At 28.4% G+C, this 26,602-nt stretch carries 26 protein-coding genes and 1 pseudogene; 7 read left to right on the top strand and 20 right to left on the bottom strand.

Annotated features, from left to right (window positions below; translation table 11 throughout):
* Together JWF52_RS15385 and JWF52_RS15380 are read left to right on the top strand one after the other, a co-directional pair.
* The coding region (locus JWF52_RS15385; protein WP_286184215.1) for a DUF2922 domain-containing protein at positions 1–182 on the top strand (182 nt) is incomplete at its 5' end.
* A 108-nt stretch (positions 183–290) separates the two neighbouring features.
* Positions 291–416: a YvrJ family protein gene (locus JWF52_RS15380; RefSeq protein ID WP_208334414.1), complete on the top strand. Its 126-nt coding sequence runs from the start codon at positions 291–293 to the stop codon at positions 414–416.
* 352 nt (positions 417–768) lie between these two features.
* Here the strand turns inward: JWF52_RS15380 and JWF52_RS15375 are convergent, their stop codons facing one another.
* The 8 genes from JWF52_RS15375 to JWF52_RS15340 all read right to left on the bottom strand — a co-directional run bounded on the left by JWF52_RS15375 (position 769) and on the right by JWF52_RS15340 (position 10,484).
* Positions 769–2,775 (bottom strand): hypothetical protein, encoded by a 2,007-nt coding sequence (locus JWF52_RS15375; protein ID WP_208334413.1) that lies wholly within the window; start codon positions 2,773–2,775, stop codon positions 769–771.
* Positions 2,776–3,019: 244 nt separating this feature from the next.
* Entirely contained in the window at positions 3,020–5,383 is a 2,364-nt protein-coding gene (locus JWF52_RS15370) for a hypothetical protein (protein WP_208334412.1), read from the bottom strand.
* A gap of 273 nt (positions 5,384–5,656) precedes the next feature.
* Positions 5,657–6,304 carry an ATP-binding protein gene (locus JWF52_RS15365; RefSeq protein WP_286184214.1) on the bottom strand — a complete coding sequence of 216 codons (648 nt, stop codon included), beginning with the start codon at positions 6,302–6,304 and terminating at the stop codon, positions 5,657–5,659.
* A 25-nt stretch (positions 6,305–6,329) separates the two neighbouring features.
* Positions 6,330–7,331 carry a DnaD domain protein gene (locus JWF52_RS15360; protein ID WP_208334410.1) on the bottom strand — a complete coding sequence of 334 codons (1,002 nt, stop codon included), beginning with the start codon at positions 7,329–7,331 and terminating at the stop codon, positions 6,330–6,332.
* A 195-nt stretch (positions 7,332–7,526) separates the two neighbouring features.
* The gene (locus JWF52_RS15355) at positions 7,527–8,306 is read right to left on the bottom strand and encodes a recombinase RecT (RefSeq protein WP_208334409.1); all 780 of its coding nucleotides are present in this window, start codon (positions 8,304–8,306) and stop codon (positions 7,527–7,529) included.
* Positions 8,307–8,318: 12 nt separating this feature from the next.
* The gene (locus JWF52_RS15350) at positions 8,319–9,272 is read right to left on the bottom strand and encodes a YqaJ viral recombinase family nuclease (RefSeq protein WP_208334408.1); all 954 of its coding nucleotides are present in this window, start codon (positions 9,270–9,272) and stop codon (positions 8,319–8,321) included.
* A 35-nt stretch (positions 9,273–9,307) separates the two neighbouring features.
* Entirely contained in the window at positions 9,308–10,114 is an 807-nt protein-coding gene (locus JWF52_RS19770; protein ID WP_208334407.1) for a phage antirepressor KilAC domain-containing protein, read from the bottom strand.
* Positions 10,115–10,271: 157 nt separating this feature from the next.
* Positions 10,272–10,484 (bottom strand): helix-turn-helix transcriptional regulator, encoded by a 213-nt coding sequence (locus JWF52_RS15340; RefSeq protein ID WP_208334406.1) that lies wholly within the window; start codon positions 10,482–10,484, stop codon positions 10,272–10,274.
* Between the two features lie 298 nt (positions 10,485–10,782).
* Between JWF52_RS15340 and JWF52_RS15335 the strand changes: the two genes are divergently transcribed.
* Positions 10,783–11,199, top strand: a complete 417-nt coding sequence (locus tag JWF52_RS15335) for a helix-turn-helix domain-containing protein (protein WP_208334405.1) — start codon at positions 10,783–10,785, stop codon at positions 11,197–11,199.
* A gap of 135 nt (positions 11,200–11,334) precedes the next feature.
* On the opposite strand, the gene JWF52_RS15330 is transcribed toward JWF52_RS15335, so the two are convergent.
* Both JWF52_RS15330 and JWF52_RS15325 read right to left on the bottom strand, forming a co-directional pair.
* Positions 11,335–11,529 (bottom strand): helix-turn-helix transcriptional regulator, encoded by a 195-nt coding sequence (locus JWF52_RS15330; protein ID WP_208334404.1) that lies wholly within the window; start codon positions 11,527–11,529, stop codon positions 11,335–11,337.
* 2 nt (positions 11,530–11,531) lie between these two features.
* Entirely contained in the window at positions 11,532–11,834 is a 303-nt protein-coding gene (locus JWF52_RS15325) for a hypothetical protein (RefSeq protein WP_208334403.1), read from the bottom strand.
* 416 nt (positions 11,835–12,250) lie between these two features.
* Here JWF52_RS15325 and JWF52_RS15320 point away from each other — a divergent pair, with 416 nt between their 5' ends.
* Genes JWF52_RS15320 through JWF52_RS15310 form a run of 3 tightly spaced genes read left to right on the top strand, consistent with a single transcriptional unit; the run spans position 12,251 to position 14,151 of the window.
* Positions 12,251–12,625, top strand: coding sequence for a GntR family transcriptional regulator (locus JWF52_RS15320; RefSeq protein ID WP_208334402.1), 375 nt, complete (start codon positions 12,251–12,253; stop codon positions 12,623–12,625).
* Between the two features lie 3 nt (positions 12,626–12,628).
* On the top strand, positions 12,629–13,498 hold the full coding sequence (locus JWF52_RS15315) for an ABC transporter ATP-binding protein (protein WP_208334401.1): 870 nt from the start codon (positions 12,629–12,631) through the stop codon (positions 13,496–13,498).
* A complete protein-coding gene (locus tag JWF52_RS15310; RefSeq protein ID WP_208334400.1) occupies positions 13,495–14,151 on the top strand; it encodes an ABC-2 transporter permease in 657 nt (218 codons plus the stop codon). The genes JWF52_RS15315 and JWF52_RS15310 overlap by 4 nt, the downstream gene beginning before the upstream one ends.
* A gap of 67 nt (positions 14,152–14,218) precedes the next feature.
* Here the strand turns inward: JWF52_RS15310 and murJ are convergent, their stop codons facing one another.
* The gene (gene murJ, locus JWF52_RS15305) at positions 14,219–15,766 is read right to left on the bottom strand and encodes a murein biosynthesis integral membrane protein MurJ (RefSeq protein WP_208334399.1); all 1,548 of its coding nucleotides are present in this window, start codon (positions 15,764–15,766) and stop codon (positions 14,219–14,221) included.
* Positions 15,767–16,055: 289 nt separating this feature from the next.
* On the opposite strand from murJ, the gene JWF52_RS15300 reads away from it, so the two are divergent.
* On the top strand, positions 16,056–16,697 hold the full coding sequence (locus JWF52_RS15300; RefSeq protein WP_208334398.1) for a hypothetical protein: 642 nt from the start codon (positions 16,056–16,058) through the stop codon (positions 16,695–16,697).
* 141 nt (positions 16,698–16,838) lie between these two features.
* Here JWF52_RS15300 and JWF52_RS15295 read toward each other — a convergent pair whose 3' ends face one another.
* The 9 genes and pseudogenes from JWF52_RS15295 to JWF52_RS15255 form a co-directional block, all read right to left on the bottom strand.
* Positions 16,839–17,168, bottom strand: coding sequence for a hypothetical protein (locus tag JWF52_RS15295; protein ID WP_208334397.1), 330 nt, complete (start codon positions 17,166–17,168; stop codon positions 16,839–16,841).
* Positions 17,169–17,380: 212 nt separating this feature from the next.
* Positions 17,381–17,992 carry a HutD family protein gene (locus tag JWF52_RS15290; RefSeq protein ID WP_208334396.1) on the bottom strand — a complete coding sequence of 204 codons (612 nt, stop codon included), beginning with the start codon at positions 17,990–17,992 and terminating at the stop codon, positions 17,381–17,383.
* A gap of 77 nt (positions 17,993–18,069) precedes the next feature.
* Positions 18,070–19,326 carry a sodium/glutamate symporter gene (gltS, locus tag JWF52_RS15285; protein WP_208334395.1) on the bottom strand — a complete coding sequence of 419 codons (1,257 nt, stop codon included), beginning with the start codon at positions 19,324–19,326 and terminating at the stop codon, positions 18,070–18,072.
* Between the two features lie 44 nt (positions 19,327–19,370).
* Entirely contained in the window at positions 19,371–20,582 is a 1,212-nt protein-coding gene (locus JWF52_RS15280; RefSeq protein WP_208334394.1) for a S41 family peptidase, read from the bottom strand.
* A 307-nt stretch (positions 20,583–20,889) separates the two neighbouring features.
* On the bottom strand, positions 20,890–22,371 hold the full coding sequence (locus JWF52_RS15275; RefSeq protein ID WP_208334393.1) for a Na+/H+ antiporter NhaC family protein: 1,482 nt from the start codon (positions 22,369–22,371) through the stop codon (positions 20,890–20,892).
* Between the two features lie 36 nt (positions 22,372–22,407).
* A complete protein-coding gene (kamE, locus tag JWF52_RS15270) occupies positions 22,408–23,193 on the bottom strand; it encodes a lysine 5,6-aminomutase subunit beta (protein WP_208334392.1) in 786 nt (261 codons plus the stop codon).
* Positions 23,193–24,788 carry a lysine 5,6-aminomutase subunit alpha gene (kamD, locus tag JWF52_RS15265; protein WP_208334391.1) on the bottom strand — a complete coding sequence of 532 codons (1,596 nt, stop codon included), beginning with the start codon at positions 24,786–24,788 and terminating at the stop codon, positions 23,193–23,195. The genes kamE and kamD overlap by 1 nt, the downstream gene beginning before the upstream one ends.
* Positions 24,789–24,806: 18 nt before the next feature.
* Positions 24,807–26,282, bottom strand: coding sequence for a lysine 5,6-aminomutase reactivase ATPase KamC (gene kamC, locus JWF52_RS15260; RefSeq protein WP_208334390.1), 1,476 nt, complete (start codon positions 26,280–26,282; stop codon positions 24,807–24,809).
* Positions 26,283–26,372: 90 nt separating this feature from the next.
* A pseudogene (locus JWF52_RS15255) lies at positions 26,373–26,602 on the bottom strand (lysine 5,6-aminomutase reactivase subunit KamB); the annotation flags it as partial.

Below are 26,602 nucleotides of genomic sequence, written 5' to 3'. Positions count from 1 at the left end.
AAAAAATCTCTTTATCTGTAGAAGATCCTAGAGATGATATAACTGAAGAAGAAATAAAATCAGTTATGGAATTAGTACTTGCTAAAAATATATTCGCTCCAAATGGATTGGATTTAGTATCAGTTTTAGAAGCTAAAGTAGTTGTTACTGATACTACTCCTTATGACTTAGTTATAGGCTAAACTAATAAAGACTATGCTTTGAAACTTCCAACTTTTCTAGCATAGTCTTTTTATAATATTAAGAAATTATTGAAAGGTTGTGTATATGATGATTCAGAAATTCAAACAATGATAGCTTCTGTAGGCTTTCCTATATCTCTTAGCATGTATTTACTTGTTAGGATCGAAGGTAAGCTTCAAATTCTATCTGATAGTATTAATGAATTATCTAAAAATATAATAAGTATGAAATAACCTACATCTCTGATGTCATTTAGGTATTCTATGACTATATTTTCTATGCTTTCTTCCGTAAACGTAATTCCCTCCTAGGTTATAAATTTATATTATATAATACTTAATTTTTAACAAAATTAAAAGCTAATCATTTGACTAGCTTTATTTGATAATATTAATAGAATATAGATTATATCTTCCTTCTTTAGATTTACTAAGTATCCCAATTTCCTTTAAACAATTATAATAAGTTTTTTATAATTAATCAAAGCATTGATTTTACTAAATTTAGAGTGTATTATAAAATTTTAATTTCGTGGCACGTTTTTATTAATATATTATATGCTTGTGTAACTCTCAGATTTTGGAATTAATAATCTATTATAGCATCACTCAATTTTCTTCTTAAATTTCCAATACCATTCTCAAACATCAAATCTAATATATCTAAGCACTTCTCATTTACTTCATCTGTTCCTATTGATTTTTCATACAAAGACATAAGTAAATTTGAAATACTACCTTCAACTCCATATAACTTATATTCCAAAGTGCTAGATTGTTTTTTTAAATTTACAATAATAGACTTGCATAGTTCAAAAACTACTTCTGAAAACTCTAGAACTCCTTTATCAGAGTCTTCTAGATACTTAATAAAGTAATTAATAACCTTTTTAGATACCTTCTGTTTTAACATTTTATGTAATAAATCTTTATCTCTGATAATATCTATTTTTTTGTCCCAAAACAAACGATTATACAAATCTCCATTCTCATTATCTTCATCTAGAAATAAGGTTAATATTTCATTGCATTTATCTTTGTACTCTTCTATATCAAATAAATTTATTGCACATAAAATAATACTATATTTCTGACTATCGTTTAATTTACTTTTACTATATAATAAATTTCTTAGCTCGCCGTAACGTATATAGAAATTCGCTATAAAATATGCACCTTCTTTACATACATCTTTATCTTCCGAGAAAAACATTTTTTCAATTATATTATTTAGTTCATCTTTATATCTTTTATACATTAAATATACTAATTGCCTACTATATGGATGTGTAGCAATTCTAAAGTCGTTATTTAATACACTCATAGTTAGGTTCTCAGACATGGTTCTATCTATATTGTATATAGGAGATAAACAATTAATTGCTGACAATCTAACAGATGGATTTTTGTCTACTACTAAAGAATTTACTGCACTTCTAAACATTTTTAATAGTTCTTTTCGTTCCCATAAAATACTGCCTATTGTTTCTGCAGCACTTCCTCTTACACAATTAATAGAGCTTGACCATAACATATTAAATGTTTTCATCTCTTTATCATCTTCATTCCATACAATAATTTCATTTTCACCAGGGTGAGGATGTTCTATTGCTAATTTTGATATTTTCTCTAATATGCTAATACTCCAGTTCTCCTTACTTCTATTTTTGATAGAAGTACATAATGTCTTTGCACAATATGAGTCGCTAAGAGCATATTCAAATTTATTTATGATTAATTCTGAAGTTTCAATAGTAATAGGCTCCCAATTACTTTCTTTAACATCAATGTTTGGACACTCATTTAATCCTATTAATTTAAATACTTGATTAATGTATAAAATATCAGTATTATCTGGTAGGCTTAGTGCTAGTTTGGCAAATCTAGTTGGATTCTTTTCAGCTACTTTACCAAATGTACTTGCAAATTGATCAACAGTACTTTCATAGAATCCACCTTTTGTTTCAATCCATTTAGAGTTTCTTCTTTTTTCTACATTCTTATTCGCAATTATCTTAACCCAAGTCTTATCACTAAATAAATGTGCCTTAGGAGAGATTGTTGATGAAACAAAACCTCCATGACTTTCACTTTTTTGATGTCTCAAATATACATTTTTGAATCTTCTCTCTAAAACTGGAATTAAGTTTTTTGACTTAATAGACAACTTTTCTTTGCAAATATATGGTAATAAACTATACTGAATTTCTCCCCAATAATGCCAATATACATGATATTCATTTCCTTTTGAATTAGTGTCTATTCTACGCTTAAGTGTATCAACATCATCTTTGTCGCGGTAATTATATATGAAGCCTTCTAATTTTATAAATTCATCTTCTGAACAATATGGACTAAATTTACTTATTATTTGTTTAGTATGGTAAAGTTCATCTTTATTTTCTCCAGATCTATTTAGTAAGTGTATCCCTTCATTAACACATATCCAGCTAATAATATTATTCGCATATTGTTCTGGTAATTCAAAAGATGATTCTAGTAATATCTCATTAATTAAAATTGAACTAAAATTTTTATAATACTCTAGTATTTCTAAAAATATATCTACATCTTTTTCTATTATATCTTTCATAGCTTTTTTTAATAGATAAATACACGCTCTTGCTGGATTTTGTAAATCATTATAACTAACTTTCCATCCATATAGATTCTCAGAGTAATATTCATTTTCTTTGGGTACTAGTGGTAGTAATATTTCACAAGTTAACTTGCCATCGACTGTATCTATTTCATCTATTTCAGCAAAAATTCATCAATGCCCCTGTATATATCGCTTCTCTTTTTCTTATGTGAGTAAGTGGTTATTTCCTTTAATATTAATAAAGCACGCTTAGGTTTTTTTTAAACAATTCATTGAAAAAGAAATATCTTTCTAAAAGCTTTGAGCTAGATTGGATTAGTTTCATTCTTATTGAAAACATATTTTCAGAGTCAAGATAAATCTCATCACACATGCAGTTATACAAAATCATATCTAATTCAGGATTTTTTAAAATATAAGGAGTAATTACTTTAGCTATCTCATCTTGTATTTTAAAATTCACAGATTTTAAAAGCGAAACTGCAAGTTGAATATCATCCATACTGCCATCAAGCCATAAGTTTATTGTATTATTTTTAATTAAATATAGTACAAAAACATCATGGTTCATAAATACCGTATCTATAAAATCATTTTTGTATTTGTCATCGTTAATATATTTATTTAACAAATCCTCTAAAGATCTGGTAACACTACTACTTTGACTAAGTACTTCCAAATATAAATACTTCATAAAAAATCTAATTTCATCACTATCAAGTATTTGATATCCTAATTTTACAAACAAATCAAAATCAGCTTCCTGTATTATTTGAAGTAGCATTTGTATTTGGTATCTTTTCATTGGTGTTTGTTTTCTTTTATCTCCTATAACTCCTATTATATCCTTTGGTATCTCCACTTTATCTAACATTTTTTCAACTAAAAAATAATCAAAAAAGCTCTGGTGTACAAATGAGATTTTATCATTGTTATCATTAATCAATCCTTCTGATTTTAAATAACTTACAGCATTAGGCGATTGATTAGTAATAAGTCTTTTATGTACTTCTAATCTACCATGTTGCTCGATTAGCTTTACCATTTTTTCTATTACGTTCTTTAAATCTTGGCTCGAATACCCTTGGCTCTCAAATTTTATTATAAGTTGTTCTTCCCATAATCTTATCAACTCATTGGAAGAACTAATTTTATTTAGTTTACTGTTATCATCTAACTGTGACCAAATATATAGGTTATTTGGAACTTTTAATATTTCTTTCATCCTTTTCAAAAAGTTATTATATAAATTTCCAACAACTTTTTCTACATCAGATTCATCTAGTTCATGTATTTTTATGTTTCTCCATTTCATTCCTTTTTTAGTATCAACTTCATTTTCAGACTTAAATAGAGATTTTATAGACTTATCATTTTCATAATCATAAGTTCTACAAACAAATACAATAGATATATTGTTTTCTCTTTCTATATTTAATTGTTGTACTTGCCTTATCATTTCCTTACAAACTTCAATAGATGTGCTAGAATGAGCATTTGTCCATCTTATTGCATCTAATTGATCAAAAATAATTACCGCTTTTTCATATTTATAAAGTTCATGGATACAATGTATTGGTGATGCAGGTAAATCTAAGCTCTCACCATATTTTTTGGCATTATCCTTAGGTATTCTCCTATCCATTTTTAAAGCTAATACTCCAATATTTTTAGATTTAAGTCTATTTAATAAATTATATACACATCCACTTTTCCCATATCCAGCTTTGCCATGAATAACTACTGAGTTTCCATTTTCTATTTCATATAAAATTTCCTCTACTTCTTTTCTTTCAATAAATTTATTATTTATAAGACTTAGTGAGTCTATAAATTCTTGATTTAATTCATTTATTCTAGGCATAATTCGGTTATCCAAAGATAAATTACGTAATAATATTCCTTTACTTTGAAGATATTTAATTATCATATTACTTGTAACCCTATGACCTAACAAATCTTCTTCTATAACATAGTTAGCTAATAGATTATATATAATTTCAGAATTACCTATGAAGTATAATTCTATTTTATCTAAAATATTCTTCTTTCCATTTAAATCATCTGCAACAATATAAGCATCCGTTCTACTTAGATAATCTTTCGCTTTTTTTATATCACCCTCGTCAGTGGTATTCAATTTCATATATCTACAATAATCCTCAAAAGAGTTTCTTGATTCTTTACCAGAATTTTTTATCTGATACTCATAAAAATCATCACTACAAATATTGGAATTTAATGCTCTTTCATGTAAACTATGTAACATCATACATGGTATAGGAGAAACTAGTATAAACTTTGCATCACAACTTCTATCTAAATGTTTTTTAGAGTTTTCTAAAATATTTTTACTATTTAAGTCTGCAATAGTCCATTTCTCTTTACTTGCATTTCGCCCTTTACATTGATGATATTCTTTAGAACCATCCTTATTAACAATTATTACATCTACCCCTTCTTCTTCATCTCCTATGGCTTCTAGTATAATTGAATCAATCTCCTCTTTAACTATGTCGATCATTCTATTTACAACCCATCTTGATTCATACCTATTTCCTAGCTTATCTGCTCTGCCTCCAAGTTCATACGATGCCAATATATTCCCCTCCATTCTAAATATATTATAAAATACATCGTTAATTATAAAAAGCTTAAACTCAAAAAAGCCTAGTAAATCTTTTAAATAATTTACTATACTATTTTTTCATTTTATCTCTGAACTTAAACTCTAATTTCACCACTAATAGGTTTAGGAATTAAACTTTCTCTTAATTCTCTAAATGGTCTATTTTTTATATTATTAAATTCAATTTCATTAAATAACTTGTTTCTGTAGGTCTCAAATTATATTATAATAAGTAAAAAATACTCACCTACCATATATTCTATAATTCAGCCTCTTCCCCCTAATCTCAACCCTATAACCTTTACACATCTCAACTAACCTACTACCAATAGCCTCATCAATCTCAATCAACTCCTCAAAACCCTTCTCACTACTAACAATAACAGGCAAACTATTAAAATACCTATGATTAACAAGCTCAAAAATAATATTAATATCACTACCACTCACACTACCCTTAAGCAAATCATCAATAAGTAGAACCCTAGCATTTTTATACCTGTTCATAACCTTATGATAATAAACCTCATCCATAATATTTTGCTTAATCCTAACAATAACATCCCTATACCCCATATATAAAACCCCAACACCACTATCCATAAGCTCATTAGCTATAGCCAAAGACAAGTGGGTCTTACCAGACCCAACTTGTCCAACAAACATTATAGAATTATTCCTGCTTTTTTCTATACAATCAAAATCATTAACATACTTAGTAGCAACTCTATAAGCATCAAAAGTTTGAACATCACAAGCATAATCAAAATTATCAAAAGTCTTATTCCTAAACTCTTCACTTATACCACTCTTTTTAAGAATATTACAAGCTTCTCTTATAGCCCTACATTCACAAGGAATTGCAACTCCATCATCTATTATAAAAGTCAAATCTCTACACTTATCACATCTATACTCACTCTCTACCTCTAATTGACTCCCTTTCTCTTCTAACAGATTCGATTTCTTCATCTGTTGGTCTTCTATAAATTCCTTCATCCTCTTTTTCAAATGCTCTGGCATATTTAGATTTTGAAGACTCACATTTATACTTTCCATAGTTATCTCCCCTATTTTTTAACGTTATCTCGTAAGCTTTTAAATCATTAATAGACTTTATATTGTTATCACTCCATTGTTTTAAAATTCCGTTTATATATCCCTTATTGCACTTGCCTTTATCAGTTGCAATCTCTATTGCTCTTTTAAAAAGTTCATAATCTATACTTTCACACACTTCAAATAACCACTGCCCAACAATAGGATTTATAAGTCCTACATTTTGTTCATATAAAGTTTTAAACTTACTTATATTACTTACATGCTTATTATCTAAATCTTTACTGCCTAAATTAGTTTCACTATCTAAATTACAGTTAACAAGTTTTTGTTTTTCTTTATATTTTTCTTTTTCTTCTTCTTTTTGTTTTTCTTTTTCCCCATAGTGGTTATCTAGTTTGTGTTCATCATAGGCTACGGGTATAGATACACTATCAATAGTGGTATTTAATTTTAAATTATTAGTATCTATACTGTATCCATATCTATTGCACTCATTTAAAAATAATTCAATAAGTTTTCTACTCTTAACGTTCAGTAACTCTTTTTCTATACACTTTTTAACTTTAGGACTTACAACCTTATTATGCTTTATCCAATTCTTTAAAAATAGTTCTTTAGTATCTTCAAAATAAACAATCTTTTTATATTCTTCAAATCTACATATAAGCTTTTCTACAGTCTCACGATTATATCCAGTTTCAGTTTCTATAATCCTTTTAGGTAACTCATATATGCCACACTGGCTAGTCTTACTATTTGTCATAAGATAAATATAAAAGTATTTCTCTTCAGGAGTTAAATCAAGTACAAAACCATCCTGCCAATAATCTATGTGTATATGCCTATAAACTGCCATTTATCTTTTCCCCTTTCAAATTTTCTGCCCATTTAGTTGAAATCTATAGTGAGTATTTATAATATACTAGCGCAGACACGAATATATAAGTCGAACCGACATTATATATAATCCTAAATCTAAGTTGCTCGTAGTAACCTAGCGAAGATGTTAATATATAAGTCACACCGACAATGCGTTAGCCTGGAGGAAGACTTATATATTAACGTCAAGCGTATCTACACTATCAACTAACAACATATCACTATCAATAACATCTTTCACACTTTCATCAAATGCAACAGCCTTTTGCATTTCAATACTTAGTGGTGCATATTTAAGAAGTTTTTTAATAACAGTCTTTTTAGCCATAGAATCAAACTCTTTTTCCCATATCTCACTATCAAAGCTTTTAGAATACTTCTTACCATGATTTTTAACTTCATCATAAGTCATAAAAACAAAATTATATCCACTTGGCTCTAAATGATAAACTGCATAATATCCAATAACTTTTCCTCTGTCTCCTTTTAAAAGAGGCTTATGAATTAACTTTTGTTCTAGCCCATAATCTATATCAAATTCATCATTTTCTCTAACTTCATGTGCATACAAGGTTTTTAGTTTTCCACTTCTATGTGCAAGTTCAAGCAGTCCTTTATATCCAATTTGAAACTGTACTTTACAGACTCCATCTACTTTATATGGTATTAAATATGAAAGGCCAAGAGGTGTGTTTGGTTCAAGACCAAGTTGAGCACTTTGCATCATAGATGCAATAAAAGTCATTGGATCACAATTTTGAAGTTTTTGATTTGAATTAAAAGCAGTTAAAGAAACTTTTTGAAATCTTTCACTACTTAATTGACTAGGAAGTGCTTGTTCTATTTCCCCTTTCATTTTTATCATAAGTTGTTTCATAGCGTAAGCTTTATTTATAGCTATATTACTTCCTTTATCTTCTTTATTTTTTAATGTATCTTTTAATTTACTCATTTGTATATCCCCCTATATTCTAAACACTCTTGATGTGGTAGTCTTCATATACTTGTCTGCTATTTCTGGGTGTTCTTTTTTTAATCTTTTACTATCTAAACTACTTCTAGTTTGCTTTTTCCAAGTAATTTTTCTATCTCCCAAATACGCTATTTCATAATCTTTCATTTGTAACTTAAGATATTGTTCTATTGTCTTTTTCTCACTATCTAAATCTTTTATAAGTCCACAAACTTCATCATATCTATTTAATAATTCTTCTTTTTCAAATAATATAAGCTCTTCATCTATACTATCTTTATATAAATATTGAAGTACTTCCCCATAATCATCACTTCCATCAGGAGTTGGTAGTTCTCCACCAATCACACACTTGTCCCAAAACATTTTTTCCAAATCCATAATTTGATTTATAAGATCTTTATCTCTATCTAATTTATGAATTACAAATTCCTCATTACCAATAAGTACTGCTACATAACAATGAGTAGCTCCAGTTACTGCCATATAATGATGACATTGTATTTGATAGTGGATAGGAACTTCTTTTTGCCATAATTTTTTAGAATAGGTATTAGTAACTTTGCACTCTAAAAAAGCTTTCTCTCCTATAACTGCTCTATCTATATTAGCTATTGCAAAAGTATATTTATCATTTTTAAGTATCCCGTTAATATTTCTTACCTTCTTACCTGTCTTTAAAGTAAATTCACTAGCTACAAAGTTTTCTAACTTATTTCCAAGCTCCATCCTATAATTTACCTCTTCATTTATATCTTCTTTATCAGCGTAGTAATTTTGAGCAATCTTATCCATATATACACTCATTGAGCTTTTATAAGGACTAAGACCTAGCACACTTGCTGCATCACTTCCACCTATTCCGCATTTTCTTTTTTCTAACCACTCATCTTTACTCATATTATTAGTTTCATAGGCTATATATGAATCTAAATATTTTCTCATTTGTTTTCCCCCTGTATCTTAATTAAACTATTATATTAACATTCAAATTTTCCTAGGAAATATAGTTGCCCTTTACCTGTTATAAGTGTTGTAGCTGAGATTATTTCCCCTTCTGAAGTTTTAACTATACTTTCTGAAACCTTAAACAGTCCTTGTTCTACATAAACTTGCTTTGGAATATTTTTATCTTTTCCATTTTTTATAAGGTATCCATTGTCTCTAAGCCAACTAAATAATCTGTTTCTTCCAATAAGTATGTCGTTATTATTTAGTACCTTAGCAAACTGACCTATAGTTATTGAATCACTAGATTGTGCTATAGCTTTTCCAAAGTTTGTATACGGTCTATCTAAAGTTATAATATTTTCTAAGCTTTCTGCTCTTTTTAATGCTATAAGTTTTGATTCTTTTTCTACTTTTAATTTAGTTGCTAACTGAATTATAAAATCTGGATTTTCTAGGGTTTTGCTTATTACATCATCATTTAAATATGCTCCATGATTTCTTATACTAGGGATAACTTCTTCCATTATCCATTTTTCAAATTTTCTAGCACTTGGTAGCTTTGATTTTATGATAAGTCTATATAAATTGCCTTCATCTATAAATTTTTTACTTACATATTGAATTGCATTAGTTAAATCACATTTTTTACCAGTAACTACCCCTACGTCGTAAAAAATTACCCCCTCTTTTTTACAGTGACTTATTATTGCAGCTCTAGGATTTGAGTATCCTAAAATTTGTGCAACTGGTATAGCTTCTATATACTCTTTATTGTCTTTGACAACCACGCTTAATTCTCCAAACTCACTATTATTAAAAATTTGTAAGCCTCCCACATTATTCCCCCCTTTTAAAATTGCTCTTTGGTAACTTTATTTGCAAAATTCGCTTCGCTTAAACCACTGCGTGGGCACTACTCTTCATGTAGCCAACGACTGCGTCCGTTGCTTAAGCAACGTGTTGGCGAATAGTTTTAAATTTAGTAGATGGAAATTATAATTTCCTTATATTTAAAAATATATCATTAACTTCTTCTAGGTTAAGATCTAAGTACTCACTAATTCTTGCTACTTCCTCTATAGAAAATTTATTTTTACCATTTTCCTTCATATTGTAACTTTTAGTATTTATCCCTATTTTAGCTGCTATAGCTTCTTGTGTAAGCCCTTTTAAAACTCTTTTAGATTTTAGTAGTCTAAGTCCCATTATCTTCCCCCTTAAGTGTTTTTTATTTATTTCTACTTATTTTTTCTTACCACTTTTACAATTACATAGTATTACTATATTATTCCATTGTCAATTACCCATTTTGCAATTTATTTCAATAGGAGCAACTTTTCAAGCTTTTTTATTACCTTTTTTATAATTTTATTTCCTTTTTTGTAATATCGTGTTACCATTTAATTACCAAATTGTTACAAAAAATATTTTTAAAATAAAGTTTATTAAATATATAAAACGTTGTTATTAACAATACAAAATAGTTAGAAAAGGAGTGTTTAAATTGGATACCATAGGATATAGAATATCTAAAGCTAGACGTCATATGAATATGAATCAAAAAGAATTAGCTATAAAAGCCAATATAACAGAAGGTAGTCTATCTAGATATGAAAATGATATAAGAGAACCAAAAGCTGCTGCTCTTACACAACTTGCAAAAGCTCTAGAAGTTTCTACTGACTACTTATTAGGCATTAGTGATGAAATGGAAGTTGAAAATAATAGTTTAGATGATAAATCTGAAATAGAATTTGAAGCTATAGTTAAAGAAGCTGAAAATCAATTTATACAAAGACGTGTAGTGTTTGATGGAGAGCCAGCTGCAAAGGAAGCAATCGATGGGATGCTTAAAGCAATGAGAATGGGTATGCTTTTAGCTTTAGATGAACAAAAGAAAAAAAGAAATAAAAGTATTTAGCCAACATGTTACTCAAATAAATATACATTTTAAAAGGGTAGATTTTGCTATTTAGATAAATATAGTCTATGTTAGACTTTCTTGTAGTAAATAACAAAAATAATGTAGAGGTTATAAACCTCTACATTATAAATACTAACTATTGTATATGAATAATTCATCTACTGTTACACTTAAATTCTTCGCTAATTCAAATGCTAGAGATAAAGTTGGGTCATATTTATTGTTTTCAATTGCATTGATAGTCTGCCTTGAAACATTGCATAATTTAGCAAGTTCATCTTGAGATATTTTTGAATTTTTTCTAAGTTCGTTTATTCTATTTTTCATGCTTAGTCTCCAAATTTCTTTTTTGTAAACAGTAATTCCAGGGCAAATACAATTGATGTTATTGATAATAATATAAATGGATTAATTCCCTTTACACTCGTATCTTTTACTAATGAAATATAAGCCGATTCAAAAACTGATATCATTAATATTCCTACAAGAATAATGAAAGTTCCCTTTATTGCTTTGTTTATAATAAAATCACGTCTTTCATCACCTTGCTTAGATAGTGAAGTTAGCATCATTGCTATTGATATTCCCATCACTACTAAAACTCCAAAAAATAATATTATAAAAATGTTCATATAAATCTCCCCTTCTTATATAAAAATGTAAAAAGTTTTTTACATATAACTTTATAACCTCTTAATATACTCATAACTATTTTAGATATTCAGCATTATCAAGAGTAAGTTTTAAAAAATATTACAAAAACTTAATTATAACATATTAATATTGTTCACCAAATTTACTCTACAAATTGGAATTTATAAGGTAACTGCCTAACTGTTCACTAAACAAAACTCCAATCAGCTCACCTTGGTATTGATGAGATTACAGAAATACAGTTCTATTTGCAAAGCGATGAAATACCAAGTGTTTATATACTTTTGACAGACTTGAAATATAGTCTGCTATTTTTATCTCTTGACTACATGGTATTAATTACCTATAATGTACTTATACAATAAGTACATTATATAACAAAAGGAGATGCCATGTGGAAATTATAATCAGTAGTAATACAAATAAGCCAATATACGAACAAATAACATCACAAATGAAAGCTATGATTATGAGTGGAGAGTTAAAAACAGGTGATCCAATCCCTTCTATGCGCTCACTTGCTAAAACAATTCATGTTAGTGTAATCACAGTTCAAAAGGCTTATGAAGACTTAACACGAGATGGTTTTATTGAAACCACCGTTGGAAGAGGAAGCTTTGTAGCTGCTCAGAATAAAGATTTTATACAAGAAGAGCAGCAAAAACAAGTTGAAGAGCATTTGATGATAGCAGCTGACATTGCTCGCACCAACGGTATTAAGTTAGAAAAAATAACAGAACTACTTAAAATATTCTATGAGGAGGATTAATAAATGGATTACGCTTTAAAAGTTGAAAAACTTTGTAAGGTTTATGAAAATACTAATTTCAAATTAGATAATGTTACTTTTAACATCCCTAAAGGCTCTATTTTGGGGTTTGTTGGAAAAAATGGTGCTGGAAAAAGTAGTACAATCAATGCAATTTTAAATATTATTAAAAAGGATACTGGAATAGTAAAATTTTTCGGTTACGATATGACTGATGATGCTATTTCTATTAAAGAAGACATTGGTGTTGTATTTGATACCGTTAATTTTAACCAAGATTTAACGGCGAAGAATATGGAAAAGATTTTGTCGGATATCTATACAAATTGGGATAAAGATTTATTTTTTTCTTATCTTGAAAAATTCAAAATTCCGAGTGATAAAAAGATAAAAACATTTTCTCGTGGTATGACTATGAAATTTTCAATCAGTATTGCTCTTTCTCATAAAGCACGTTTTCTAATTTTAGATGAAGCTACAGCAGGTCTTGACCCAGTTGTAAGAGAAGAAATTTTAGATACATTTTTAGATTTTGTGGAAGATGAGAATAACTCTATTTTAATATCATCTCATATATCCAGTGACCTTGAAAAAATTGCTGATTATATTGCGGTTATTGATAATGGTAAAATTATTTTAACAGAAAGCAAAGATGCTTTAATTTATAAGTATGGTATTGCCCGTATGAAACGAAATGATTTTGATAAACTTCAAAAATCTGAATATATTTCTTACAGACAAAGAGGCTTGCAGATTGAGGCTTTAATTTCAGATAAAGTTAGTTTTTCAAAAAAATATCCAAATATTACTATAGATGTAACAAGTATTGATGAAATTTTACCACTTATTACAAAAGGAGAACAAATAAAATGAAGGGTTTAATAAGAAATAATTTTTATTCAGTTGGAAGTGCTTTAAAATGGAATATAGCTTTTTGCATTGTTGTAAATTTTGCAGTCATAATTGGAGCAGAGAAAATCACTAACAATGATACTATTTTAACAATATTGATAGTTGGACAAATAATAAATTTTACAGGTTTGGCTGGAACTGCCCTTCAAAAGGATAACACTTCAAACTGGAGTAAATATGAAAGAACTTTACCAGTAAAAATACGTTATATTACAATGGCAAGATATATTTCTTTCATAATTTTTTCTATTATAGGAGTTTTGTTTACTACACTTACTGTAGTATTATTATCTGTTATTTCAGCTCAACCAATGAATCTTGAAAAAGTTGGCTATGGATACAGTTTTGGAGTTACATATTCTCTTTTAGTTCCAGCACTTTTATATCCATTAGTATTAAAATTCGGAGCAGATAAAGTAAATACACTCCTACTTACTTCCACGGGAATTATGTTGTTTTTATTTAATGGTGGAAGTGTAATTTTAACACCATACTTGATTAATTTAAACAATGCAAATATGATTTATAGAGTAGGTTGGATTGTTATTAGTGCGATAATGCTTATATTTTCTTATTTTATCTCTCTTTCTATATATAAGCGAAAAGAATTTTAATTTATTATTATCACATCCTCATATCACCTAAATATAAAAAGAGATCTATAGCAGATCTCTTTTTTCATTACGCTCTTTTTAATTTTTTCATAACCATATTTTTAAGCATCTTAAATTCTCTAACCTTAAACTTACTAATAAGTATACCATAAACAACTGCACCTACTAACACAGATATACCAGTAGCTATAACGTCTTGAATAAATCCAACTCCTAATATATTACTTGATAACTTATACATAAAGTATGTTATAACACCCATTACTATAGAAGCTATTAAAGACTTTATAAAAGTTCTAATTATTCGATCTTGTCCATAATACTCCATCTTTTTCTTTAATCCTCTAAATAATAATAATATACCTATTATAGAAGATAAACTAGTAGCAAGTGCTAGTCCACCAATACCAAATACTTTCATTAATGTAACATCAAAGAATATGTTAGCACCCACTGCAATTATCCCATTTATCATAGGTGTTTTAGTATCCTTTAATGAATAGTACACTTTGCTTAGTATATCTCTAAGGCCATAAGCAATCATACCAACAGAGTAACATATAAGGGCAATTGCAGTCATTTGAGTAGACTTATCATCAAAAGCCCCTCTTTCAAATAATATTCTAACTATAGGAGTAGCAAGTACTATAGCTCCAACAGTTATAGGAAGTATTATTAAACTTACGCAGTTTACACTAGTTGATACTGCATCTGCAAACTTTCTTTTATCATTATTAGTAGATAATTTTGCAAGTGTAGGATATATAACAGAACCTATACTAGTTATAAATAGTCCTAAAACAAAGAAATTAAGCTTATTCGCACTGTTTAGTGCAGCTATAACCCCATCACCTAAGCTTGAAGCTAAACTTCTATCTACCATAGCATTGACTTGATTTACAGCAACACCTATTAAGACAGGAAGTATTAGCCATATCATCTTTTTAAAATACTTGTCTTTAAAATTAACTACAGGTTTAAACTTGTATCCACGCTTTATAGCAAAAGGTACTTGGAATAAAAATTGTGAAGCCATACCTATAAGGGCTCCTACTGCTAGTATATAGAATTTACCTGTAATACCACCAATTACCATAGATATAATTATTATAATATTATTTGGAAGTTGCACCATACCAGGTATAGTGAAGTTTCCTTGTATTTGTAAGTAAGCAGTCATAATATTGCTAAGGCCTATAAATAAAACACCAACTATTATTATCCTTACAAACTCAACAGTCATTGCTAACTTTTCACCAGTAAAGCTAATAGCAAATAATTTTACTATAGGCTCTGCAAATATATAACCAAATATACTTAAAAGTATACTTATTATACTAACTATACATAATATATTATTTGCAAATATTTGAGCTCTTTTTTGTCCACCATTTTCAAGTGCTTCTTGATAAAGCGGTATAAATGTAGTAGAAAGTGCAACCCCAACAGCAGCAAACACCACGACCGGTATATTCATAGCTGTTACATATATATCACTTTGTGCACCCGTCCCATAAAAATACATTAGGACTATATCTCTAGTAAATCCTAATATTTTAGATAGCATAGTAACTACCATAAGCCAAAATGCTGATTTCGCTAAATTATTACTCATAAAATCCTCCATGAATCTTATAATTATTTTTCATTGTCAGTATTCCTAGTATATCATTAGATTAATTTTTTGAGAATAATTTTATTTGTATAAATATAAACTTTTCATTCTCTCTTATATTTAAATTTATTTTAATAATAGTAACTTTTCAAGAGATCGAATTTTTTATTCCCTTTTTGCATAATATTGTGTTAACATTTAGTTAGCAAGTTGTTACAAAATAGTATATTTTATTGCACTATAAATGATAAAGTGCTACGTAGGGGATAAATTATATCGGAGGGGAATTATGAATACAAACACTATAGGGATAGTAGTCGAAAATGACTATAATGATATACTTTATTACGATAATAGCTTTATTATTGATATAAATAGTTCTAAGAAAGATGTAAAATCTACAATAGAAAGTAAACTAGAGGAAGTACTAGCAGAAAAAGCATTTAGAATTGAAACAATTTCTAAAAAAATACCTAAGCTAGAGCTATCAAATGTAGATAATAGTAAAGAAAATATGCTTATGTACTTAGTAAAAGTTTATATGTATAGTGATAATTCTGATTTTAAGAGTAGAGAATATATTTTAGATAATATAACTATTCCTTCACATAAAGACTATTTTTTGAAGTATTTTATAAGGTATGATAAATACAATAATCTAATATCTCCATATATTAGTGTATTTTTTTCACTTTTTTATATTACTGCTAGTTTAAACAAGAGTTTACCTAACTTACTTGATAACTTTTGGTTTATTATGTTAGTATACTTAGTAATACCCATGACTATTGTATTTAAATTTATTGTGCCAAGCATTGTAAATTATTTAGTCAAATATGATATTAGTGAAAAGATATTTAAAATAAATAAATTGGCAATGGTACTAACGTGGGTAGTATATTGTATAATCGTACTATTTAGTTTTAGATAAATCTAAAGAGATTAATCTAAAGCAAATACCCGATAATTTACACTCTGACTATAAGTAGAATAAACAATAATTATATGATAAATAAGTTATAAAAATAGCTAGAGTTATTGCAATCAAAGTCATATCTAGCTATTTTTAACTTTATTTAATTTTATTTTTTAATACTGAAATCAACTTCTCAAGTACATAGCCTAAAATATATGATATTGCATAATATTTTAAATATACATTTGCAGAATCATTCATAAATACTATAATTACAATAAAAAATGCAATAAGTGATACAATCAATGGAATTACCCATCCTATATTTTTTCTCGAACACATTACTCCCTCTATAAAAAAAGATATTGGTATAATCCCTACTATTCCAACTATAAACAATCCCTTAAATCCCAAAACAAACCCTAGAATAACTATTACTAATATAGTTATCATTGGAATAAAATTCCCAAATACATTCTTCTTCATACTTATTGCTCCCCTTCATTTTTAAAATTATAAGACTATGTTAAATTATTTGGTTTCTAAATACAAATAGTAAAAATGACCGCTACTATATATGAAATGGTATCAGTCATTTTATAATTAATTCGTATTATATTAAAATTGTTAACAAAGTCTAATCTTCTTTATTATTGTCATTCATTTCTCATTTAACTTGCAACGCTATTAAATTCTAACTAAAAATATACTCTACTAATAATTATATTTGAATCTTCATTCGATCCATTAAAAATACTTATACTATCTTTATTAATATTTGTATCCGTGATAAATACAAATAAATCTCCCTCATATAAAACAGTATTTTCTTCTAGTTCTATAACTACGCTACCATTTACACAATATAAAACATTGGCTACTTTATCGCACTTTTCATCTTTATATAATTTATTATTCTTTCTACTCCTTCTTTTAATCTCAATATGTTCTAAACTCCCATCACAACCATTATTCATCATAAGATTAAAATCCGTTACTTTTCCATAGCTTCTAGTAGTCCAATCCCCACTAAATCGGTCTTTATCAAATCTACTTAGCTTAGTATTATGATGACCTTCATGTTCTAATTCTAACTCTCCATCTATAATCATTATTTCTCTATTTATACCAGGTAAATGTGTAAATACTGACTCTTCTACTTCTACCTTTGCTGAACTTATTCTAAATAAAAAGTTCCTCTTATTATACTGTGATTCTTCTGGGTATATGTATAACTGAGTAGTAGTTCCTCCAGACCATGTGCTTGTTTTATATTCACCTTTTCTTATTACTTTTATCTCATTTCCCATTATTAACTCTCCTAAAATTATAGCCATTCATATTTTAATATACGAATGGCTATTTATTATATAAACATGCTTAAGTATTAGCTAAAGAAATTTATAAATGTTACTATAGTAGGTATCGCTACTAAATCTATTAAAAATGCACCTACTAATGGAACTATTAACATTGCTTTTGTAGAATTTCCATATCTCGATGTTACTGAATTTATATTAGCCAATGCATTTGGTGTAGCACCTAAACCATGACCTAAAAATCCTGCAACCATTATTGCTGCATCAAAGTTTTTACCTAATAATCTAAATACAACAAATGCACCAAATAAAGCTATAAATGCAACTTGAGCCACAACTATAATAATCATTGGTCCTGCTAAGTCTGCTAGTTCCCATAGCTTCATAGTCATAAGCGCCATTGTTAAAAATATTGCTAAGCATACATTGCTTATTATATCTACGCAATATAAATCTAAATTTACGAGCTTTAACTTATCATTTAGATTTCTAAATATTACTGCTATAAACATTGCTCCAACGTATCCTGGAAGAACAACATCAGTTATATTAGTAAACCATAAACTAACTACCGTTCCTATTGTCATACATGATAGTATAACTGTAATTTGCATAATCATTGTATTTGAGTTGAAAGATTCACTAATTTTTATACCAGCAACTTCTTCTGCTGATGCTCCCCCTCCAACTAAATTACCATTATCTTTAGAAGTTATATCTTCTGTAGGTTTTAATTTATTTTTATCTATTAAGTATCTTGATATTGGGCCACCTATAAGTCCACCACATACTACTCCAAAAGTTGCAGCTGCCATACCTATAGTTGCTGCACCAGTAACTCCTAAAGATTCTACTGTTGCACCAAAAGATGCTGCTGCTCCATGTCCTCCTTCCATAGATACAGCTCCACACATTACCCCTATTAAAGGATCTATTCCTGTTAATTTTGCTCCTATCACTCCTATTAAGTTTTGTGATACTGATAAAACACCACACAATAACCAATAAACTATAAGTAGTTTACCTCCTTTTTTAACTAATGCAAAACTTGCTCCTAATCCAATCGTTGTAAAAAACGTTATCATAAATGGCGATTGAAGAGTCGTATCCATAGATATATTTAAGATATTGCTAGTTTTTAGAATTAATACTATAATTGCTACTAAAAGTCCTCCAATTACTGGTCCCGGTATACAGAACTTTTCTAGAATTGTAATTTTCTTTTTAAGAACGTTTCCAAATAATAACATTAAGGATGCCAAAGTCACAGTTGCTATCATGTCTAGGTTAATAGTCCTTAACCCATCTACAACTTCAAAACTCATAAAACTTCTCCTTTACCTTTATTATAGTACTTATATAAATGCAATTAGTTAATATTTTCTAATTTTAAAACTTTTTGAATACATTTATCATCTTCAAATTTCTCAGTCCTACTAGCTCCCTCAACCTCATAGTCTGGAGTAGTTTTAAATTCTTCATTACATATACCTTTTTCTGTTAAATACATGTCACTAGACATTCTTACTATTATCCCACTATTTTTTAAGTTAAATAACACAGGATCTATTCCACCTCCATCTCCTCCAGTTGTTTCACCTATAAGTGTTGCAAATCCCGTATCTTTGCAAAATATAGAAAAAGATTCTGAGGAAGAATATACACTTTTATCAACTAAAAGATATATATTACCTTTAAATTTAGATGTTTTGTTTGATTTTATCCCTAATATAGATTCATGAAATTCACTAAATTTAGTCAATACTTCTTTTGGTGCATTATTTAATACCTCTTTAGGCAAATTTTCTATAGGTTTAAGTTCAATCCCCTTCTTATTAACGTAGTTTCTCATAATGTCACTTTCAGTTTTAAAAGCTAAATACCCTTTTCGCTCAATATATTTTGGTGTAACTTTCGAAACTATGTTAGTCCAATATGTATCACTTCCACCAGTGTTACCTCTTATATCTATAATTAATGCTTGATGATTTTCTAATGTGTTAATGTAATCATCTATTATCTTCATATCCTTTTCAATATCCTCTTTTGTAATACCTTCAGATACCATATACATTTGTGGTAAATGCATATACCCTATTTTACCTTCTATAACATCTTTTACAGTTACATTTTTTTTAATAATAGGACTTTTTGTACTTTTTTCTGTCGAATCTGTAGATTTATATCTATTTATTACTTCTTCATTATCTAAAAAATCATACCAGTTTGCTTGACTGTACACACTTTTGACAAAGTTATAGGTATCTCTGTCATTAATAATATGAGTATGACCATTATTTAACTCCATTACTATTTCAGTCATTACATTTACAAATTCGTCATCATTTGTAGTATTTTTTATTTTTTCTAAATACTTATCTTTATTAGCCAACCAATCTTCATTATTTAATCGCTTATTTACTTCTAAGAATGGATATCCTTCTTTAATAACTTCATACATATATTCAAAATCTTCTGCTTTTTCTTTGGTTGATAATTGAGATTCTTCATTAGTACCACTGCAACCAATTAGCATTACAAACATAATTACTACCATTATCATAGATAGAAATTTTTTCACTATTAATCCTCCTTATTTTATTAATTATAACTTTACAACCTTTTATATATAGAAATATTTCCAGGAAAATAGTAGTCGTCTCAATATGACCTATATTAAGTTCTGTATTTGTAAGTAGATTTCCTTTATTAGTATTAATTTTAAATATATCTTAATTTCCATAATACATATTTCCTTTAAATTTATACATTAATAAAAACTAAAATAGACTCTAAGGTAAACTCATAATTAAATCTACCCTAAAGTCTATTTTCATCTTACTTTCATACTTTAATTATTACTTTTATTCAAGTGCCATGTATGACTGCTATGATAAAGCTTCTTGTTCTTCTCTTGGATTTTTATTTAATCTAACATTTGGCTCACTTGGTAAACCAAACTTAGGAATAAACTTATCAAGCCCAGTTAATGTTAATATAAGTATAGATCCAACTGTAACAAATGCCATAACATTATATTTCATTATATCAATGGCTACAAATTTATGTAGTGGATACACTGCTGTTAATATTCCTAAGTAGAACCCTATATAAACATGCCATGGTATTAATTGAGAACCAAACACTCCTAGGGAACTAGAAAAAGTAGCATTTCTTAAACGCAGTTGGTATAAATCTTCTTCACTACCATCTACATTATTTTCTACTAATTCTTTAGTTACAGGCCCTACTGTAACAATTTGAGCCATTTCATCTGCAAGTGCAGCATTTCCTACTAGACATAATAAGCCATTCATAAACATTAGCTGCTTTACACTTCTCGCAAGGTACATAACTAATTTTGATAATGGTTCAAAAGCCTTCATTTTAGACATTACTCCACCGAATGCTCCTACCCACATCATCATTACTATAACCCAAGAACCTGCATCTTTAAATCCATTCATCATTAACTTTAAGAAACCATCTAAAGAGCCTACAGTTCCTGCAAAAGATCCAAATATTAATGATGATACTATACCAACACCTAAACATACAAGTGTAGGTAATCCTTTAATAGCTACTGCTAAAACTAATATTAGTGGTATTGCCATATAATATGGTACTCCTGTTTTCACCTGATTTAAAAGCTCTACTGCTGATGGTCTTGCAACTTCTAAATCAGCCATTACTTTAGCAGGTATTTGATTTATCGCTAGTGCAGCGTTTGCTGTTTCTGATGGCAATTTCATTGATATACCTAATGCATATATGATTATTATTGATATTACTAGACATACTAAAGACCATGGTCCTTGAGATTTAATTCTATCTATTACCTCAACACCCTGTATACCAGAACTTACAACTGTTGTATCTGATATAAGTCCTATATTATCTCCAAAGCAAGCTCCTCCAGCTATTGATGCAGTTGTTAATAATATATTTCCTCCAACCATATGGTTTAACCATAAAAATATTGGAGCACATGCTGCAAAAGTTCCCCATGAAGTTCCTGTAGCTACTGAAAGTATACCAGTAACTATAAATGCAACTACTGCAACAGTTTTACCTGTTACACCTAGGGAAAGTGCTATATTAACTATTGAAGCTCCAACCCCTGTAGCCATAAATGCTTCTGCCATAGCATAAGCAAGCATTAGTATAAAGAAAACTAAATTTAAATGTTTTACATTATCAACTGCACAATCAACTAAATCATTAAACTTCAACTTATCTGTTATTGAAGCTACAACAAATGCATATATTGTAGCTATTGGTGCTGCCATTAAACAATCCATACCTGACATCATTAAACCTGCTAATAAAAATACTGGTGAAAACTTCAACAATCCAACTAAATTATCCACGACGGAATAGGCCCCCTTAATATAATCCTTTTTTTATTATACTAAATTTCTATTTACTAACTCTTCTACAAAGAAACTTCCTACATCTTGAGCAAATTTACCTGGTCCAAATCCTGCATCATAACCTAATTCTTTTGCAAGTTCATGACTTATTCTTGGTCCCCCACATAAAAGTACTACTTTATCACGTAATCCTTCAGCTTCTAATAGTTCTACTAAATTAGTTAGGTTTTCTATATGAATATTCTTTTGTGTTACAGTCTGAGAAACTAATAATACGTCTGCTTTAAGTTCTACTGCTTTTTTTATAAATTCTTCATTTGGAACCTGGCTTCCTAAATTGTAAGCTTCTATTCCTTCGTATCTTTCTAATCCATAGTTTCCTGCATAACCCTTCATATTCATTATTGCATCTATTCCAACTGTATGTGCATCAGTTCCTGTACTTGCACCTACTACTACTACATCTCTTTTTATATTTTCTTTTATATATTCTTCTATTTCATACTTATCCATAGTATCTTCTTGTGCTACTTCTACATGTATATCTTCGTAGTTTACGCCTTTTTCTAAACTTCCATATGCAACATAGAAGGTAAATTCACTATCAAGTGCTTTGTGATGTGCCACATTTATATCACCAAGCCCCATATTTTTAGCTGTAAGTTTTGCAGCTTCTATACCTTTTTCATCATCTTTTACAGGTAATGTAAAGCTTACTTGTACTTTAGAATCATTTAATGTATCTCCATAAGGCTTTACGTTTTTTAAATCAAGATTTTGATCGTATTCCTTAGCTTCCATAGAATATAGTCCGCTCATTAACAGTTACCTCCTAACGCTAACTCTTTTCGTGCTACTAGTTCTTTGTCCAGCATTAAATCTACAAATGGGTTAAAATACATAGCTTCTTTTATAACAACTCCATCAAGACCTTTTCCACCATCTATTGGTCTTTTTATCCCTGCAAACTTACCTTGTTCTAATGTTTTGAATAATCCATCTTTTTCTATTTGAGAAATTAAATCGTATGCATTATTTAAAACCTCATTAACTCTATTACACATTATTCCATCTTTTTTAAACTCTATTTCACTTCCTAAATCTTTCATAGTACTAAATATATATTGTGCATTATCTATTGAAACTGCTCTATCTGATATAAATGGAGTGTGTATTGCTTCTGTAAGCATTCCTAATAAGTGCAACTTTTGGCCTGTCATTATAGTTACCATATTAAATAGTGCATCTTGTACTTGACCTTTAAATATATCACCTGTCATAAACTTAGTTGGTGGCATATATTTAAGAGGTGCTTTTGGGAATATCTCTCTAGCCATTTGAGCTTGAGCTAATTCATATAAGAATCCATTTTCAACATCAGGGCTTATTTCAAAAGCATGACCAAGTCCCATTTGCTCTTCAGGTAAACCTGCAACTAATGCAAATTGTTCATTTATAAATTGAGATGCAAGTACAGTATGTGCTTCTTCTACTGCATCTGCTGTTGTTAAGTAGTTATCTTCACCAGTGTTTATTATAACTCCAGCAAATCCATTTATTATTCTTGAGAAGTATTGATCTATCATTGTTCTTTTCATATTTATATCTCTAAATAATATTCCATATAAAGCATCATTTAACATAACATCTAATCTATTTTGTGCTCCAAGTGCTGCTATTTCTGGCATACATAATCCTGAACAGTAGTTGCAAAGTCTTATGTATCTTCCAAGTTCTTTACCAACTTTATCAAGTGCTTCTCTCATTAATCTAAAGTTTTCACCTGTTGCATATGTTCCACCAAATCCATCAGTAGTAGCTCCATATGGAACATAATCAAGTAAACTTTGTCCTGTTGTTCTTATAACTGCTATTATATCTGCACCTTGTTTAGCTGCAGCTACTGCTTGAGTTATATCTTCATATATATTTCCTGTTGCAACTATTAAATATATATAAGGACCACTTTTATCTCCATATTCATTTAAGAATTCTTCTCTTTTGTTTCTATTTTCTTTTATTTGTTTTGTGCTCTCAACAGCTATTTCATTTATTTTAAGTTTAACATCAAATATATCATGTTCTTTAAGTGAACATAAATCTAATTCTCCTTGTGACACCTTTTGTGCTATTTCTTGTGGCGTAAGGCCTGTGTTTATCATAGCATTACCTATGTAATAAGAAGCTCCCATACCTAAAGAGCCGTTATTTGAATTTTTTATACTATCTACAACTACATTTGGAAGTGGGACACCAAACTCATCTACACCATCAACACCAAGTAATCTAAGTATAGTTCTCTCAACACTTACTGTAGTGTGCTTATCTATGAATTCTTGTGTATCTAACACTATATTTTTTGCTGATTCACGAGCTTTTTCAACTATACTAAAATCTAAATTTACTTTACTCATATTAATCCCCCTCAACCTCTATTTACTTAGTTTGTCAATTATATTTACTATTTCATTATCCAGTCCCAACAATTTACATATGTTAATAGCATCTTTTGGAACTTTAGTTTCTTTGGTTACTTTTTCTAATCTGTAATCCATATACTCTTGAAGTATTTGTACACCATTTGAACTTTTGCCTGTTTTGATTTTTAAATCTATTTGACGTTTTAAACCATCAAAATCTACGTTTTTAAGACCTATTACCTGGTAATAGCTGACATCATCTATATTTATATCATCTAGATGCGTAGATATTAAGCTTATTGAATTGTACTTTTTAAAATATTCACATATTCCTTTTAAAAGTAACCTACCTTCTATTGGGTTAGTCCCTCTTGCAAATTCATCTAATGCTACAAACCCATCTTTTAATTTCATAAGCTTTGTTATTTCTTTTAATTTTATAATCTCTGCACCAAATGTACTTAAACCTTTATTTATATCTTGCATATCATCGCTTATTATGTATATAAAGTCTAATACACATAAATTAGCTTCTTTAGCAAATACGTAAAATCCACATTGAAATAAGTATAAATTAAGTGCTATAGTTTTCATACTTACACTTTTACCACCCATATTCGCACCGCTTATTATGGTTATTTTTTTATCTATGTCTATGCTTATTGGAATATATTTTTTATTTTGTGAGTCTAAAAGTGTTTGAAGATTTGGATTTATAAGCTCTTTAAAGAAAATTTTATTTTCATTATTTATACTAGGTTTTACAGCTTCATATTTAAGTGCTAATTTTACTTTTGCAATAAGTAAATCTAACTTACCTATAGATTTTATATTTTCATTTATATCGTTTAAATAGTTATACAACTTTTCACTTAGAGCTTTTCTTATTCTAAGTTCTTCTTGTTCTTCTTCTACAACAATTTCTAGTCTTTCTACTTTTAATTTATCTACAGTATCTTTATTAGATTCACTAAATATCTTCTTTTCAATATTTAGCTTATTTTGCCTAATGTGTAATAGTTTTTTACTATATGCACTATATATTTGAAATGTGGTTAAATTTAATTCATCTGGGTCTAATAACTTTACAACTTTATCTAAGTCTTTGAAGTTTATATAGTCTATATCAATATTTAACTTTAAATAGTTTTTTATTATTTTATTAGAATTTATAGCAAAGTTCTTTATTTCAAACAGTTCTATTTCATCTAATGTATTTTTTTTCTCTAGCCTTTTTATAGTATTTATTATATTTTTAGTTTTGCAAAATTCATATTGTATATCGTCATACACCTTATCATTTTCTTTTAAGCTCTTAATCATATTTTCTATATAATTAAGTTCTTTTACTAATTTATCAATATTTTCTTTTTTATATATTTTTATATTAGCTTTTTCTTTTTCTCCATATGGTGTAATTGTATTTACTTCGTTTATTATAAATGACTTAATATAATCACCTTCTTGTTTATAAAAAATTCGCTTCACTCATGTCGCTCAAGTAGTTCGCCCACACGTGGCTCAAACGACTGCGTCCGTTGCTCAAGTTTAGCAGTTTGGATTATATAGTATTAATCTTTAAAGATTCATAATATTAAATACTTTTATATTAATTTTTCTTTGTATACTATCTATAAAATATTTATCATCAAAGCTATATCCTTCTATTGATGTTGGGTTTATACTTAACCCAATTAGATTAACTTTATTTATGACCTTAATACTTCCTTTAAGCTTTATAAACTTATCAAAATTTGTCTTATCCAAAAATATCTTTGTACTATCACTAACCAATATAGTTATATTTT

The organism is Clostridium sp. CCUG 7971, assembly GCF_017590215.1.
Lineage (GTDB): Bacteria > Bacillota > Clostridia > Peptostreptococcales > Peptostreptococcaceae > Faecalimicrobium.
This window is presented reverse-complemented; position numbering and strand designations above follow the sequence as displayed.

Excerpts from the sequence above, each read along its gene's own strand:
- JWF52_RS15380 (WP_208334414.1), top strand. The coding sequence starts at position 291 with ATGATAGCTTCTGTAGGCTTTCCTATATCTCTTAGCATGTATTTACTT.
- JWF52_RS15375 (WP_208334413.1), bottom strand. The coding sequence starts at position 2,775 with ATGAAAGATATAATAGAAAAAGATGTAGATATATTTTTAGAAATACTA.
- JWF52_RS15360 (WP_208334410.1), bottom strand. The coding sequence starts at position 7,331 with ATGGCAGTTTATAGGCATATACACATAGATTATTGGCAGGATGGTTTT.
- JWF52_RS15355 (WP_208334409.1), bottom strand. The coding sequence starts at position 8,306 with ATGAGTAAATTAAAAGATACATTAAAAAATAAAGAAGATAAAGGAAGT.
- JWF52_RS15350 (WP_208334408.1), bottom strand. The coding sequence starts at position 9,272 with ATGAGAAAATATTTAGATTCATATATAGCCTATGAAACTAATAATATG.
- JWF52_RS15340 (WP_208334406.1), bottom strand. The coding sequence starts at position 10,484 with ATGGGACTTAGACTACTAAAATCTAAAAGAGTTTTAAAAGGGCTTACA.
- JWF52_RS15330 (WP_208334404.1), bottom strand. The coding sequence starts at position 11,529 with ATGAAAAATAGAATAAACGAACTTAGAAAAAATTCAAAAATATCTCAA.
- JWF52_RS15325 (WP_208334403.1), bottom strand. The coding sequence starts at position 11,834 with ATGAACATTTTTATAATATTATTTTTTGGAGTTTTAGTAGTGATGGGA.
- JWF52_RS15315 (WP_208334401.1), top strand. The coding sequence starts at position 12,629 with ATGGATTACGCTTTAAAAGTTGAAAAACTTTGTAAGGTTTATGAAAAT.
- JWF52_RS15310 (WP_208334400.1), top strand. The coding sequence starts at position 13,495 with ATGAAGGGTTTAATAAGAAATAATTTTTATTCAGTTGGAAGTGCTTTA.
- murJ (WP_208334399.1), bottom strand. The coding sequence starts at position 15,766 with ATGAGTAATAATTTAGCGAAATCAGCATTTTGGCTTATGGTAGTTACT.
- JWF52_RS15300 (WP_208334398.1), top strand. The coding sequence starts at position 16,056 with ATGAATACAAACACTATAGGGATAGTAGTCGAAAATGACTATAATGAT.
- JWF52_RS15295 (WP_208334397.1), bottom strand. The coding sequence starts at position 17,168 with ATGAAGAAGAATGTATTTGGGAATTTTATTCCAATGATAACTATATTA.
- JWF52_RS15290 (WP_208334396.1), bottom strand. The coding sequence starts at position 17,992 with ATGGGAAATGAGATAAAAGTAATAAGAAAAGGTGAATATAAAACAAGC.
- gltS (WP_208334395.1), bottom strand. The coding sequence starts at position 19,326 with ATGAGTTTTGAAGTTGTAGATGGGTTAAGGACTATTAACCTAGACATG.
- kamE (WP_208334392.1), bottom strand. The coding sequence starts at position 23,193 with ATGAGCGGACTATATTCTATGGAAGCTAAGGAATACGATCAAAATCTT.
- kamD (WP_208334391.1), bottom strand. The coding sequence starts at position 24,788 with ATGAGTAAAGTAAATTTAGATTTTAGTATAGTTGAAAAAGCTCGTGAA.